Annotated in this window: 13 protein-coding genes; 9 read left to right on the top strand and 4 right to left on the bottom strand. The window is 67.9% G+C overall.

Annotated elements, in window-relative coordinates; all coding sequences use genetic code 11:
• Window positions 1-80 precede the first annotated feature (80 nt).
• Together Q0P60_RS15065 and miaB are read left to right on the top strand one after the other, a co-directional pair.
• On the top strand, window positions 81-701 hold the full coding sequence (locus Q0P60_RS15065; RefSeq protein WP_294995124.1) for a glutathione S-transferase: 621 nt from the start codon (window positions 81-83) through the stop codon (window positions 699-701).
• Window positions 702-959: 258 nt separating this feature from the next.
• Window positions 960-2,378, top strand: coding sequence for a tRNA (N6-isopentenyl adenosine(37)-C2)-methylthiotransferase MiaB (miaB, locus tag Q0P60_RS15060; protein WP_294995121.1), 1,419 nt, complete (start codon window positions 960-962; stop codon window positions 2,376-2,378).
• Window positions 2,379-2,489: 111 nt separating this feature from the next.
• On the opposite strand, the gene Q0P60_RS15055 is transcribed toward miaB, so the two are convergent.
• Genes Q0P60_RS15055 through Q0P60_RS15045 form a run of 3 tightly spaced genes read right to left on the bottom strand, consistent with a single transcriptional unit; the run spans window position 2,490 to window position 5,499 of the window.
• The gene (locus tag Q0P60_RS15055) at window positions 2,490-3,602 is read right to left on the bottom strand and encodes an ABC transporter permease (RefSeq protein WP_294995118.1); all 1,113 of its coding nucleotides are present in this window, start codon (window positions 3,600-3,602) and stop codon (window positions 2,490-2,492) included.
• Window positions 3,599-4,522, bottom strand: coding sequence for an ABC transporter ATP-binding protein (locus tag Q0P60_RS15050; protein WP_294995115.1), 924 nt, complete (start codon window positions 4,520-4,522; stop codon window positions 3,599-3,601). Before Q0P60_RS15050 ends, Q0P60_RS15055 begins: the two co-directional genes overlap by 4 nt.
• A 20-nt stretch (window positions 4,523-4,542) precedes the next feature.
• Entirely contained in the window at window positions 4,543-5,499 is a 957-nt protein-coding gene (locus Q0P60_RS15045) for an HlyD family efflux transporter periplasmic adaptor subunit (RefSeq protein WP_294995217.1), read from the bottom strand.
• A 543-nt stretch (window positions 5,500-6,042) separates the two neighbouring features.
• On the opposite strand from Q0P60_RS15045, the gene Q0P60_RS15040 reads away from it, so the two are divergent.
• The 7 genes from Q0P60_RS15040 to Q0P60_RS15010 all read left to right on the top strand — a co-directional run bounded on the left by Q0P60_RS15040 (window position 6,043) and on the right by Q0P60_RS15010 (window position 11,964).
• The gene (locus Q0P60_RS15040) at window positions 6,043-7,029 is read left to right on the top strand and encodes a PhoH family protein (RefSeq protein WP_294995112.1); all 987 of its coding nucleotides are present in this window, start codon (window positions 6,043-6,045) and stop codon (window positions 7,027-7,029) included.
• Window positions 7,026-7,511 (top strand): rRNA maturation RNase YbeY, encoded by a 486-nt coding sequence (gene ybeY, locus Q0P60_RS15035; protein WP_294995069.1) that lies wholly within the window; start codon window positions 7,026-7,028, stop codon window positions 7,509-7,511. Before Q0P60_RS15040 ends, ybeY begins: the two co-directional genes overlap by 4 nt.
• Before the next feature lie 47 nt (window positions 7,512-7,558).
• Window positions 7,559-8,161, top strand: coding sequence for a hypothetical protein (locus Q0P60_RS15030; RefSeq protein ID WP_294995066.1), 603 nt, complete (start codon window positions 7,559-7,561; stop codon window positions 8,159-8,161).
• Entirely contained in the window at window positions 8,161-8,742 is a 582-nt protein-coding gene (locus Q0P60_RS15025; protein WP_294995063.1) for a hypothetical protein, read from the top strand. The genes Q0P60_RS15030 and Q0P60_RS15025 overlap by 1 nt, the downstream gene beginning before the upstream one ends.
• Before the next feature lie 64 nt (window positions 8,743-8,806).
• Window positions 8,807-9,688, top strand: a complete 882-nt coding sequence (locus tag Q0P60_RS15020) for a transporter associated domain-containing protein (protein ID WP_294995060.1) — start codon at window positions 8,807-8,809, stop codon at window positions 9,686-9,688.
• A complete protein-coding gene (locus Q0P60_RS15015; protein WP_294995057.1) occupies window positions 9,685-10,935 on the top strand; it encodes a DUF4105 domain-containing protein in 1,251 nt (416 codons plus the stop codon). The genes Q0P60_RS15020 and Q0P60_RS15015 overlap by 4 nt, the downstream gene beginning before the upstream one ends.
• A gap of 6 nt (window positions 10,936-10,941) precedes the next feature.
• Entirely contained in the window at window positions 10,942-11,964 is a 1,023-nt protein-coding gene (locus tag Q0P60_RS15010; RefSeq protein ID WP_294995054.1) for a magnesium and cobalt transport protein CorA, read from the top strand.
• A 141-nt stretch (window positions 11,965-12,105) separates the two neighbouring features.
• On the opposite strand, the gene Q0P60_RS15005 is transcribed toward Q0P60_RS15010, so the two are convergent.
• On the bottom strand, window positions 12,106-13,470 hold the full coding sequence (locus tag Q0P60_RS15005) for an NAD-dependent succinate-semialdehyde dehydrogenase (protein ID WP_294995051.1): 1,365 nt from the start codon (window positions 13,468-13,470) through the stop codon (window positions 12,106-12,108).
• Between the last annotated feature and the right edge of the window lie 48 nt (window positions 13,471-13,518).

Here is a 13,518-nt window from a genome sequence, read left to right as displayed (position 1 = left end):
GAAGGATCGAGGACAGAAGTCGTCCGCAATAGTGCCCCAGGATGGGCGCCAGTTCACCACCCACCGCAAGGAGCAATGCCATGACATCCCGCCAGATCACCCTGTACCACGCCGCCCGTTCGCGCTCGAGCGGCGCCGTGGCCCTGCTTGAAGCGCTGGGTGCCGACTACAGCATGCAGGTGCTGGACCTGAAGGCCGGCGCCAACCTGGCCCCGGCCTACCTGGCCATCAACCCGATGGGCAAGGTGCCGGCCATCGTCCACAACGGTGCCCTGGTGACCGAACAGGTGGCGATCTACCTGTACCTGGCCGACCTGTATCCGGAAGCCGGGCTGGCACCGCCGATCGGCCACGCCCTGCGCGGCCCCTACCTGCGCTGGATGGCCTTCTATGGCGCCTGTTTCGAGCCGGCGTTGATCGACAAGGCAATGCATCGCGAGCCGCCGCCGCGCCTGATGTCGCCGTACAACGATGCCGACACCGTGCTGCAGGTGATCGAGGACCAGCTGACGCAGGGGCCGTACCTGCTCGGCGAGGTGATGAGCGCCGCCGACGTGCTGTGGGGCAATGCACTGGCCTGGACCAGCTCCTTCGGCCTGGTACAGCCGGCGCCGGCCACGGCCGCCTACATTGCCCGGATGAGCGCGATGACCGCATTCGACCGTTCGCGGCAGATCGATGCGGAGCTGACCGCGGCCTGACGGCGCGCGGGCGCCAGCCTGTTGTGGAGCCGAGCCCGCGCTCGGCTGCTCCCGCCCCCTGCGCTCCTGTAGAGCCGAGCCCATGCTCGGCTGCTCCCCCGCCTTGCACAAGGCAGCCGAGCATGGGCTCGGCTCTACAAGGGGGGGCGGGAATGGCCTGCCGGGCATGGGCCCGGCGCTACAGCAAGGGGCACGGCGGCGGGCGCGGGATGCGGGTAGAATTGCCGGCTTTCCCGCCACCCGAATGGATTAAGCGCCATGACCGGGACGCCAGACGTCTTTCCGCCCGCCCCCCTGGGCGGTACTCCGCTCGTTGCCCTGCCCGCCGGTCCGCGCAAGCCCGACCAGGTGAAGGGCAAGCTCTACATCAAGACCCACGGTTGCCAGATGAACGAGTACGACTCGGCCAAGATGGCCGATGTGCTCGCCGCCAGCGATGGCCTGGAACTGACCGACAGCCCGGACGACGCCGACGTCATCCTGGTCAACACCTGCTCGATCCGCGAGAAGGCGCAGGAGAAGGTCTTCAGCCAGCTGGGCGTGTGGAAGGGCCTGAAGAACAAGGGCCGCGAGGTGATCATCGGCGTGGGCGGCTGTGTCGCCTCGCAGGAAGGCGAAGCCATCATCAAGCGCGCGCCGTTCGTGGACCTGGTGTTCGGCCCGCAGACCCTGCATCGCCTGCCGGAACTGATCCGCGCGCGCCGCGAGCAGAAGCGCCCGCAGGTGGACATCAGCTTCCCGGAGATCGAGAAGTTCGACCGCCTGCCGGAGCCGCGCGCCGACGGCGCCTCGGCGTTCGTGTCGATCATGGAAGGCTGCTCCAAGTACTGCTCGTTCTGCGTGGTGCCCTATACCCGCGGCACCGAGGTCAGCCGCCCGTTCGAGGACGTGGTGGTGGAAGTGGCACAGCTGGCTGCACAGGGCGTGCGCGAGATCAACCTGCTCGGCCAGAACGTCAATGCCTATCGCGGCCCCTATGGCGAGGGCGAGTTTGCCGACCTGGGCCTGCTCATCCGCACCATCGCCGAGATCGACGGCGTCGGCCGCATCCGCTTCACCACCTCGCATCCGCTGGAGTTCAGCGATTCGCTGATCGACGCGTTCCGCGACGTGCCGCAGCTGGCCAATTTCCTGCACCTGCCGGTACAGGCCGGCAGCGACCGCGTGCTGTCGGCGATGAAGCGTGGCTACACCGCGCTGGAATTCAAGTCGAAGATCCGCAAGCTGCGCGCGGTGCGCCCGGACATCTCGATCAGCTCGGACTTCATCGTCGGCTTCCCCGGCGAGACCGACGCCGACTTCGAGAAGACCATGAAGCTGATCGAGGACATCGGCTTCGACCACAGCTTCTCCTTCATCTACTCGCGCCGGCCGGGCACCCCGGCCGCGGACCTGGAGGACACGATCAGCGATGCCGAGAAGCACGCGCGCCTGTCGCGCCTGCAGGAACGCATCAATGCACATGCGGCCGGCATCTCCGAAAAGATGGTCGGCACCGTGCAGACCGTGCTGGTGGAAGGCCCCTCGCGCAAGAACCCGAACGAGCTGACCGGCAAGACCGAGAACATGCGCTCGGTGAACTTCCCGGCGCCGGCGCGCCTGATCGGCCAGTTCGTGGACGTGGTGATCACCGAAGCGCTGACCAATTCGCTGCGCGCGCGGGTGGTGGCGGAATAAGGTGTGCCGACCAACGGTCGGCACCCACCGGAAGAGATGTGCCGACCAACGGTCGGCAGCCACCGAGAGAGATGTGCCGGCCAACGGTTGGCACCTACCGGAGTGGATTCCCTAATCCAGGCGCTTGCGGAAGCGCAGGATCGCCAGCGTCATCATCACCACGATGAAGGCCAGCAGCGCCAACGCCTCCGGCCACAGCTCCCACAGCGAGGCGCCACGCAGCATGATGCCGCGCACCAGCCGCAGGAAATGGGTCAGCGGCAGCACTTCCGCCAGCCATTGCACCGGCCGCGGCATGCCGGCGAACGGGAACATGAAGCCCGACAGCAGGATCGACGGCAGGAACAGGAACAGGGTCATCTGCATGGCCTGGAACTGCGAGCGCGCGCGCGTGGAGATCAGCAGGCCCAGGGCCAGGTTGGCCAGCACCAGCAGCACCGCGGCCAGGTAGATGTCCAGCAGGCTGCCACGGATCGGCACCTGGAACAGCCAGGTCCCCAGCACCAGTACCAGCGTGGTCTGCAGCAGGCCAATCGCTGCATAGGGCAGCACCTTGCCGACCATCAGCTCGCTGCGCGACACCGGCGTGGCGATCAGCAGTTCCATGTTGCCGCGCTCGCGCTCACGCACCACGGCCACCGCGGTGAACATCACCAGCGTCATGGTCAGGATGACCCCGATCAGGCCCGGCACGATGTTCACCGCAGAACGCCGCTGCGGGTTGTAGAAGCTGATCACGCTGACCGCACCGCTGGCGATGCTGCCGTCGCGCAACGGCCGCGTATTGCTGGTCGGTCGCGTATCCAGCGGTACCTGCGCCAGCTGGATCGCGGCACTCTGCACCACCGTGTCGCTGCCATCGACCAGCACCTGCACCGCTTCGCGGCCATCGAAGCGGCGGCGCTCGAAGTCGGCCGGCACCACGATGCCGACACTGATCTCACCACGCCGCAGCGCCTGCATCAGCTGGTCCGGCGTATAGGACTCGTCACGCGGCGCGATCACCCCGGTGGCAACCATGTCCTGCACCAGCGCGCGTGAGGCGGCACTGTTGGCCTGGTCGGCAACGCCGGCGTCAAGGTGGCGCAGGTTGAGGTTGATCGCATAGCCGAACAGCAGCAGCTGCATCACCGGAATGCCGACGATCATGGCCAAAGTGATGCGGTCGCGGCGCAGCTGCCGCAGCTCCTTGAGCATGATCGCCCACAACCGGCGCAGGTTCATGCCGACGGCTCCCGGCCACGGCCGCGGGTCGCCGCCACGAACACGTCTTCGAGGTTGGGCGCCACCGCATCGATGCAGGCCTGCGGATCGGCACTGGCCAGTGCCTGGCGCAGGCCGGGCGTGTCGGCTGCGCCATCGCTGCACAGCACACGCAGCTGGGTGCCGATCTGCGCCACGCTCAGCACCCCCGGCAGTTCAGCCAGCGCACGGCTGGCCTGGCGCGGCTGCGCGGAGGTGACCTGCAGCGTGCGCCCTTGCAGCCGTGCGCACAGTTCGGCCGGCGTGCCGTCGGCCACCAGCGCGCCGCGATCGAGGATCGCCAGCCGGTGGCAGCGTTCGGCTTCGTCCATGTAGTGGGTCGAAACCAGCACCGTGGTGCCGGCGTCGGCCAGTTCGAACAGGGCCTCCCAGAAATCACGGCGCGACTCCGGATCGACCGCGCTGGTCGGCTCGTCCAGGAACAGCAGTTCGGGGCCATGCACGACGGCACCCGCCAGGGCCAGGCGTTGCTTCTGGCCACCGCTGAGCGTGCCGGCCAGCTGCGGCTGCCGGTCCTGCAACCGGTACTGCTGCAGCAGCGTATCGATCCGTTGCCGGGCCTGCGCGCGCGGCAGGTCCTGGATGGCGGCAAGGAACTCCAGGTTCTCGCGTACCGACAGGTCTTCGTACAGCGAAAAGCGCTGGGTCATGTAGCCGATGCGCCGGCGCAGCGCTTCGGCCTGCTCGGGAACCGCCAGCCCCAGCACCTCGATCTGCCCCGCGCTCGGTTCCAGCAGGCCGCACAGCATGCGGATGGTGGTCGACTTGCCCGACCCGTTCGGGCCCAGGAAGCCATAGACCTGGCCACGCGGCACGGTCAGGTCGACGTTGTCCACGGCCAGCAGCTCGCCGAAGCGGCGGGTCAGGCCCTGCGCATGCACTGCGACGTCCGGGCCGGTGTTCAGAAGCGCACCTGCACCGGCAGGCCGGCCGGCAGCTTCTGCATGTCGGCGGCTTCGGCCACTTCGATTTCAGCCAGGTAGCTCAGGCGCTCGACGTCGTCGCCGGTCAGTGCGTAGTACGGGGTGAACGACGGTTCGCTGCGGATCGAGCGCACGCGCCCTTTCAACACCGTGCTCGCGCCCTCCAGCTGGATCTGCGCGGCCTGGCCGACCTTCACCTGCAGGCGCAGCGGCTGCGGCAGGTAGACGCGCGCATAGGGATGCTCACCGACCAGCATCACCGCCAACGGCGCGCCGATCGGCGCCTGGTCGCCCTGCCGGTAGGGCAAGGCATCGACCACACCATCGCGCGGTGCACGCAACTGCAGCTTCTGCAGGTTCACGCCCTGCACCACCTGCTGTGCGCGTGCGGCGTCGGCCGCGGCCTGGCCCTGGGTGATGTCCTGTGCACGGCTGCCGTGCACCAGTTCCAGCCACACCTGTTCGGCGGCACGCGCGCTGGCCTCGGCGTTGCCGGCGGCGGCCCGCGCACGGTCCAGTTCGGCGGCGGCCACCAGCTGCTGGCGTGCCAGCGGCTGCACCCGGCGATAGTAGGCGCTGGCTTCGACGGCCTGCGCGCGAAGCGCGGCCAGCTGGGCCTGGGCCTGCGCGATCTGCTCCTGGCGTGGGCCGATCTTCAGCTCTTCCAGCTGTGCCTGCGCGCGCAGCATATCGGCCTGCGCGGCGGCGAACTGTGCGTCGCCCCGGGCGGGATCGAGCTGCATCAGCACGGTGCCCGCCTTGACCGGCTGGCCCTCGCGCACCTCCACCGCGGCGATCACTTCGGCGGCCGGTGCCGGCACCGTGATCCGGTCCCACTCCAGCGTCCCCAGCGCGTGCGGCGCGGAGGGGCCACAGCCCGCCAGCAGGCCGAGGCCCACCAGTCCGATTCCCCGCATCCCGTTGCCGATGCCCATGCCCATGCCATCCCCTCCTGCGACGGCGCCACGGTGGCATCTGCCCCGTGCACCCACAATGATCCCGATCAGACCTGACGGTTTTTTCACCACACGCCGGCGGGCCTTTCGCTGCAAGGCTCCGCGCTACCTATCCACAGGTTGATTCAGCATCATTCCACAACCGGTGTGGAAAACCGGCGAAACACGGCCCCCTTGCTCGTTTGGCAGCAGAACCTGCCCCGCCATCAGGAAAAGTTCGGCGCGGAGAGCGGATTGAACGGGCATGCACCGCCGGCGGCCCCTCCGCCCGGCAGCGTGGTGCCCGGCGAGGGCGTGGCGACGGGTCGTGACGGTTTTTTCACCAGTCCCTCATGATGCTTGTGGCACAAGCGCTGCGAAGGGCTATCCACAGCTTTCCGCAGCGCCGGTCCACACCCGGTGTGGAAAACCGCCTGGCGCCACACCGTTCCGTTGCCCGCGCTGGCCGCCCGCCCGGCACGCGCGTAACCTTGTCATCCCGAGTCCATCGCGGTGGACGGCGAACCCGCCCCACCCCAAGCAATGAAAAGCATCGAGCATCGAGACTTCACCCTGTCGCCGGAAGACAACGAGCGACTGGCCAACCTGTGCGGCCCCTTCGATGGCCACCTGCGCCAGATCGAGCTGAAGCTCGGCGTGGAGATCGCCAATCGTGGTTTCGTGTTCCGCATCAGCGGGCCCAGCGAGGCGATCACCGAGGCGCAGAAACTGGTTGAGGCGCTGTACGCCGAAGCCGGCGAGACCACCTTCGACAACCACGCCATCCACCTGCGGCTGGCGCAGGCCAACGTCGAGCAGATCGCCGAGCGCTCCTATGAAGCGCAGGACGTGGCGATCAAGGTCAAGCGCGGCACGGTGCGCGGACGCGGTGCCAACCAGGGCCGCTACCTGCACCAGATCGCCACCCACGACATCAACTTCGGCATCGGCCCGGCCGGTACCGGCAAGACCTTCCTGGCGGTGGCCAGCGCGGTCGAAGCGCTGAACGAATCGCGGGTGCAGCGCCTGATCCTGGTACGCCCGGCGGTGGAAGCCGGCGAGAAGCTCGGCTTCCTGCCCGGCGACCTGAGCCAGAAGGTCGATCCCTACCTGCGACCGCTGTACGACGCCCTGTACGAGATGATGGGCGTGGAAAAGGTGGTCAAGCTGCTGGAGAAGAACGTCATCGAGATCGCGCCGCTGGCCTACATGCGTGGCCGCACGCTCAACGATGCGTTCGTCATCCTGGACGAGGCGCAGAACACCACCATCGAACAGATGAAGATGTTCCTGACCCGCCTCGGTTTCGGTTCCACCGCGGTGGTCACCGGCGACCTGACCCAGACCGACCTGCCCAAGCACGTGCGGTCCGGACTGCGCGATGCCATCGATGTGCTGCGCGGCGTCGAGGGCGTCAGCTTCACCTTCTTCGAATCACGCGACGTGGTCCGCCACCCGCTGGTGGCGCGCATCGTCAGCGCCTACGACCGCCGCGACCTGCATCAGATCCAACCTGGAGCAACTCCATGACCCGTGGTCCCGTGCGACTGGACGTCGCCGTCAGTTATGCCATGCCGCGTGCCGGCCTGCCTGCGGCCGTCAGCTTCCGCAAGTGGGTGGCCGCCGCGTTGAAGGGCCGCATCCGCGAGGCCGACCTGGCCATCCGCGTGGTCGATGCCAAGGAAGGGCAGTCACTGAACCGCCATTACCGTGGCAAGGACTACGCCACCAACGTGCTCAGCTTCCCGGCCGAAGTGCCCGAAGGCCTGCCCAAGGGCGTCAAGTTCCCGCTGCTCGGCGACCTGGTGATCTGCGCACCGGTGGTCGCCCGCGAGGCCGACGAGCAGGGCAAGGCGCTCAACGCCCATTACGCGCACCTGACCGTGCATGGCGTGCTGCACCTGCTCGGCTGGGACCATGAGGACGACAAGGAGGCCGAGGCAATGGAACAGCTGGAGCGCGATATCCTGGCCGAACTCGGCATCGCCGACCCGTACGCCGGCGAGCGCTGAACGCCCGCGGCCAGCAACGTTCTGGCCGCAGCACAGGAGGAACAAGGATGAGCCCCCAGGACAACTACCTTCCGATCGGCGGCAGCCTGATCATCATTCTGCTGGTGCTCGGCGTCCACGCCGTGCGCCGCATCAGCGCCACCGACCCCAGCGGCCGGCACTGGTTGCTGCGCAGCCTGGCGGTGCTGTCGCCCATCTGCCTGCTGGCGGGCCTGGCGCTCGGCGTCATCGGTCCCCGCCTCAACGGTGGGCCGGAACCCGCGCACATTCCCGGCCTGTGGAATGCCGCGCTGCTGCTGGTGCTGCTGGGTGCACTCATGCTTCCCGTGCTGTGGCGGATGATGGTGCACCGATGGCTGGGACGGCCCGCTGCCGCGCTGCCGTTCTTCCACGCCTCGCGGACCTCGCTGCTGGTCCTGTTCGTGCTGGCCGCGGTCTACATGAAGGTCGCCAGGGACGTGACGCCAGCGCTGATGCCCTGGAGCATGGCGCCCGGCCTGCTGGCGGCCGCAGTGCGGACCGCCGTACAGCTGGTCCATATCGCGCTGCTGTCGGTGCTGCTCACCCTGTCGATGATGGCGGTGCGCGCCGTGGTGGTCGGATTCATCCACCTCATCAGCAGGCCGTTCAGGCGTCCTTCGAGGCTATGATGACGCCCCCACGCCCGCGGAACCCGTTCGTGTCGCTGCGCTGCTGCCTGCCCCTGCTGTGTGCCCTTGCCACCTCACCGGCGTTCGCGGCCGGCGTGGACCTGCCCGCCCTGATCGAGTGCCGCCAGGGCGTGGCCGAGCTGGGCGCGCTGGCGCCGCTGCTGGCCGACCCGCTGAAGGCCGTGGCGCAGGGCCTGCAACCGTTGCCACAGGGCAACCAGTTCATGAGCGAGTACCGCTTGGCCCGCCCGATCAGCGTGTTCGGCGCGTCCACCGAGCGGGTGGCGCTGGCCGGCGCCAGCATCATGGCGGTGCTCGACCAGGCCGATCCGCGCCCGCTGGCCAGGCAGCTGCAGCTGGAGACCGGCTACGACCAGGACGGCAAGTTCATGGCCGGGCGCGAGCTGGTCAGCCGCGACGTGACCGACCCCAGGACCGGCGAGGCCCAGATCGAGTCGATCATCCTCAGCGTCTCCACCGTAGCCTCCCACCCCGGCAAGACCCTGGCCGGCTGCACCTACAGCCTGGACCTGCCGGAACCGGACCCGGCCCCGCCGGCAGCGGCCACCGGCAGTCACTGACAGGCCGCCACATCCTGCTAGACTTGGGCCAACGCCCGGCCTGCCGGGTGCCTTTTTTCCAGAGATGTCAGAAGACGACAGTAGTAGCTCCCCTGCGGAGCACAGTGAAAAGAAGCGGGGTTGGCTTGAACGCCTGACCTCCGCCTTCTCCGGCGAACCCCATACCCGCGACGAGCTGGTCGCTGTCCTGCACACCGCGCAGGAAGAGGGTCTGATCGCCGCCGATACCCTGAAGATGATGGAAGGCGCCATTTCGGTGGCCGAGCTGACCGTGGGCGACGTGATGATCTCGCGCTCGCAGATGGTCTCGCTGCCGGTCGAAGCGCCCTTCCTGGACCTGATGAAGCAGGTGGTCGAGTCCGGCCATTCGCGCTTCCCGGTACACGGCGAGAACAAGGACGACATCCTTGGCATCCTGCTCGCCAAGGACCTGCTGCGCGGGGTGGTCGCCGACCATGGTCCGGCCAACGTGCGCGAGCTGCTGCGCCCGGCGGTGCTGATCCCGGAGGCGAAGAAGCTCAACGTGCTGCTGAAGGAGTTCCGCCTGTCGCGCAACCACATGGCCATCGTGGTCGACGAGTACGGCGGTGTTGCCGGCCTGGTCACCATCGAGGACGTGCTGGAACAGATCGTCGGCGAGATCGACGACGAGCATGACGAAGCCGAGGATCCGTCGGCGCAGATCGCCATCCAGTCCGACGGCCAGTACGTGGTCGATGCGCTGACCCCGATCGGCGATTTCAACGAACGCTTCGGTGCCACCTTCTCCGACGAGGACTACGACACCATCGGTGGACTGGTTACCGAAGCGGTGGGCCACCTGCCGGAAGTCGGCGACGAGCTGGCGCTGGACCGCTTCATGTTCCGCGTGGCGCGTGCCGATGCACGCCGCGTGCAGGCCTTCCACGTGACCGTGCTGCCGCCGGACGCGCAGGACGACGCTTGAACCGCCGCGGCCCCCTCCTGACCCTGTGGCTGGCACTGTGCATGCTGGCCATGGCCGTGCCGCTGGTCGCTTCCGCGCAAGCGGTGGCGGCCGCGCCGGCCACGCCCGCCGTGCATGCGGACCCCGCGGTGCCGCGTATCGGCGTGGTGACCATGCAGCCGGGCACGGTGTTCTTCGAGCGCTTCGGCCACGACGCCATCGTCGTTGTCGATCCGGCCAGCGGCGCGGCAACGTCGTACAACTTCGGTTACTTCGATCCCTCCGAGGACGATTTCATCAGCCGCTTCGTGCGCGGCGAGATGATGTACTACCTGGTGGCGCTGCCGCTGCAGCAGGACCTGTCGTACTACGACGAGACCGGCCGTGGCGCCAGCGTGCAGTGGCTGGACCTGCGCCCCGACCAGGCCCGTGCGCTGGCCGCCGACCTGGCCGAACGGGCCAAGCCCGAAAACGCGCGCTACCACTACGACTACTACACCGCCAACTGCGCCACGATGGTGCGCGACACCGTGGACAAGGCGCTGGATGGCGGCCTGCAGTCGCAGCTGTCGGGGCGCTCGCGCGGCAACACGTATCGCAGTGAATCGGTGCGGCTGGCCTCGCCTGCACCGTGGATGTGGCTGGGCTTCGATGTCGGCCTCGGGCCGTTCGCCGACCAGCCGCTGTCGCGCTGGCAGGAGGCATTCGTGCCGATGCGGCTGGCCGATGCACTGCGCCAAGCCCGCAACAGCGATGGCCGGCCGCTGGTGCAGTCCGAACAGGAACTGCTGCCACACCGCATCGACCCGGAGCCGAAGGAATTCGCGCGCCGCTGGTGGCCATGGCTGCTGTGCGGCCTGGTGATCGCCGCCGCTGTATTGGCGCTGCGCAGCCGCCCTCGCCTGCTGGCCGGCCTGGCGCTGCCGTTCTGGCTGCTGTGCGCCATCGCCGGCAGCCTGCTGGTGTTCCTGTGGGGCTTCAGCACCCACTACGCCGCCTGGGCCAACCGCAACCTGCTGCTGCTTTCACCACTGGCCGTGCTGCTCGTTCCCGGGGCGATCGCCCTGCTGCGCCGGCGCGTGCCCGGCCGCATGTTCAGGATCGTCCTGTGGCTGCTGGCGGTGCAGGCCGTGGCCGCACTGGTGCTGCACTGGCTGAGCCTGCAGGCGCAGTACAACGTGCAGTGGATCGTGCTGCTGTTGCCAGTGCACGTGGCCCTGGCCTGGGTACTGGGGCGCCGTCCTCACTTGTCCGAAACACGCCACTGACGCACGATGGCGGGCATGTCATTGCCCGCCTCCGCTTCCGCACCTGCCTCGGCCAACCCCGCCTGCGTCATCAACTGCGTCCACTACGATGACGAAGGCAAACGCCACGACATCAGCCTGGATGCCATCAGCGATGTGATCGCCGGTGGCAACGGTTTCGTCTGGGTCGGCCTGTACGATCCCAACGACGACGTGCTGCTGAAACTGCAGGAGGAATTCTGCCTGCACGACCTGGCCATCGAGGATGCGCGCAACGCGCACCAGCGCCCCAAGGTCGAGACCTACGGCAATTCGCTGTTCGTGGTGGTGACCACCGCGCAGATGGTCGACGAGCGCATCCAGTACGGCGAAACCCATGCCTTCCTCGGCCCGCGCTTCCTGGTCACGGTGCGCCACGGCGCCTCGTTGTCGTACGCGCCGGTGCGTGCCCGCGTGGAACGCGAACCGCAGCTGCTGAAGATGGGCCCGTCGTACTGCCTGTACGCGGTCACCGACTTCGTGGTCGACAACTACCTGCCGATCGTGCACCGCTTCCGCGACACCCTGGAGCTGCTGGAAAAGGACATCTTCGCCGACACCTACAAGCGCAGCACCGTGGTGCGGCTGTACGAGCTCAAGCGCGAACTGAACAAGATGCGGATGGCGGTGGCCCCGCTGCAGGATGTACTGGCGCAGCTGCGCCGCTACCAGGGCGAGCTGATCCCCGACGAGGTGAAGCTGTACGTGCGCGACGTGCACGACCATGCGGTGCGCATCAGCGATGTGATCGATACCCTGCGCGAGATGCTGGGTACCGCGCTGAGCGTCAACCTGTCACTGGTGACTCTGGCGCAGGGTGAAACAGTCAAGCGCCTTGGCGCATGGGCCGCGCTGCTGGCCGCGCCGACATTGATCACCAGCTGGTACGGCATGAACTTCAGCCACATGCCGGAGCTGAGTGAACCCTGGTCCTACCCGATGATGATCATCGGCGTCGGTGGCGTCTGCGTGGGGTTGTACCGGTTGTTCAAGCGCGCGAAGTGGCTGTAGGGGCGTATCGACCCACGGTCGATACCCACCAGAGCGCTGGGCCACGATCGTGGGTCGTGGCGCATGACCCGCTTCTGCTAGTGCCGGCCGTTGGCCGGCAACCCGGCAATGCCGGCCAGCGGCCGGCACGACCGCTCGGCATCAAGCCACGTAGACGGTCTTGATGTTCATGAATTCATGGATGCCGTGGTCGGCCAGTTCGCGGCCGAAGCCGGACTGTTTACTGCCGCCGAACGGCAGCCGCGCATCGCTCTTGACGATGGCGTTGACGAACGCGGCACCGCATTCCATCCGCTGCGCGAACGTTTCACCACGCACCGGATCGCGCGTCCACACGCTGCCGCCCAGGCCAAAGCGGGTATCGTTGGCCACGCGCAGCGCTTCGGCCTCGTCGCCGACCCGGATCACCGCAGCCACCGGACCGAACAGTTCCTCATCGTAGGCCGGCATGCCCGGGCCCACCTGGTCCAGCACGGTAGCCGGGTAACCCGCATGCGTACCGGCGATCGGCTCGCCACCGACCAGCACCCGCGCGCCCTTGGCCACGCTGGCCTGCACCTGCTTGTGCAGTTCGTCGCGCAGGTCGGCCCGCGCCATCGGCGCCAGCGTGGTGGCGCGGTCGTCGGGATCTCCGTACTGGCGCTGGCCCGCCGCTTCGACGAAGCGACGGGTGAACTCATCGGCCACCGCCTCGACCACGATGAAGCGCTTGGCGGCGATGCAGGTCTGCCCGCTGTTGTCGAAGCGCGACTTCACCGCCGCCGCCACGGTGCGGTCGAGGTCGGCATCCTCCAGCACCACGAATGCGTCGCTGCCGCCCAGTTCCATCACCGATTTCTTCAGCTGGCTGCCGGCATTGGAGGCGATCGAGCGCCCTGCCCGCTCGCTGCCGGTCAGGGTCACCGCCTTCACCCGCGCATCGCGCAGCACCTCGGCCGCCTGGTCGTTGTCGATGTGCAGCACATCGAACACGCCGTCCGGCAGCCCCGCCTCCCGGCAGACCGCCAGGATCAGGTCGGCACACTGCGGCACATTGCTGGCGTGCTTGAGCAGCGCCACATTGCCGGCCATGAATGCCGGGGCCAGGAACCGGAACACCTGCCAGATCGGGAAATTCCACGGCATCACCGCGAACACGCAACCGATCGGTTCGTAGCGCACATAACTGCGCTGGGCTTCGGTATCGATCAGCTGCGGCTTGAGATAGTCGGCCGCGTGGTCGGCGTAGTACTCGCAGGCGGCCGCACACTTGTCGACCTCGGCCAATGCCTCGGCCTTGAGCTTGCCCATCTCATGGGTCATTGCCTGCTGCAGGTCGTCGCGCCGCGCGCGCAGCTGCGTGGCGATCTGGCGCAGGATCGCCCCGCGTTCCTGCAGCGAACGCCCGGCCCAGCCGGGGAACGCGTCGGCAGCGGCCTGCAGGCGCTGCTCGATCCCGGCAGCAGCCATCAGTTCATGGCGGTAGGTCACCAGGCCGGTGGCCGGGTCGATGATCTCGACGGTCATGGGGGATCTCCCTCTGGTAGATCCCCATTGTGCGCCGCCGCGCGTGAT

Source organism: uncultured Stenotrophomonas sp. (genome assembly GCF_945952405.1).
GTDB lineage: Bacteria > Pseudomonadota > Gammaproteobacteria > Xanthomonadales > Xanthomonadaceae > Stenotrophomonas.
Note: the sequence above shows the minus strand (reverse complement) of the source record. Positions and strands in the feature narration are given on the sequence as shown.

What these genes read in the sequence shown, in the direction of transcription:
- Q0P60_RS15065 (WP_294995124.1), top strand. Translation starts at nt 81, where the DNA reads ATGACATCCCGCCAGATCACCCTGTACCACGCCGCCCGTTCGCGCTCG.
- miaB (WP_294995121.1), top strand. Translation starts at nt 960, where the DNA reads ATGACCGGGACGCCAGACGTCTTTCCGCCCGCCCCCCTGGGCGGTACT.
- Q0P60_RS15055 (WP_294995118.1), bottom strand. Translation starts at nt 3,602, where the DNA reads ATGAACCTGCGCCGGTTGTGGGCGATCATGCTCAAGGAGCTGCGGCAG.
- Q0P60_RS15045 (WP_294995217.1), bottom strand. Translation starts at nt 5,499, where the DNA reads ATGGGCATCGGCAACGGGATGCGGGGAATCGGACTGGTGGGCCTCGGC.
- Q0P60_RS15040 (WP_294995112.1), top strand. Translation starts at nt 6,043, where the DNA reads ATGAAAAGCATCGAGCATCGAGACTTCACCCTGTCGCCGGAAGACAAC.
- ybeY (WP_294995069.1), top strand. Translation starts at nt 7,026, where the DNA reads ATGACCCGTGGTCCCGTGCGACTGGACGTCGCCGTCAGTTATGCCATG.
- Q0P60_RS15030 (WP_294995066.1), top strand. Translation starts at nt 7,559, where the DNA reads ATGAGCCCCCAGGACAACTACCTTCCGATCGGCGGCAGCCTGATCATC.
- Q0P60_RS15025 (WP_294995063.1), top strand. Translation starts at nt 8,161, where the DNA reads ATGACGCCCCCACGCCCGCGGAACCCGTTCGTGTCGCTGCGCTGCTGC.
- Q0P60_RS15020 (WP_294995060.1), top strand. Translation starts at nt 8,807, where the DNA reads ATGTCAGAAGACGACAGTAGTAGCTCCCCTGCGGAGCACAGTGAAAAG.
- Q0P60_RS15010 (WP_294995054.1), top strand. Translation starts at nt 10,942, where the DNA reads ATGGCGGGCATGTCATTGCCCGCCTCCGCTTCCGCACCTGCCTCGGCC.
- Q0P60_RS15005 (WP_294995051.1), bottom strand. Translation starts at nt 13,470, where the DNA reads ATGACCGTCGAGATCATCGACCCGGCCACCGGCCTGGTGACCTACCGC.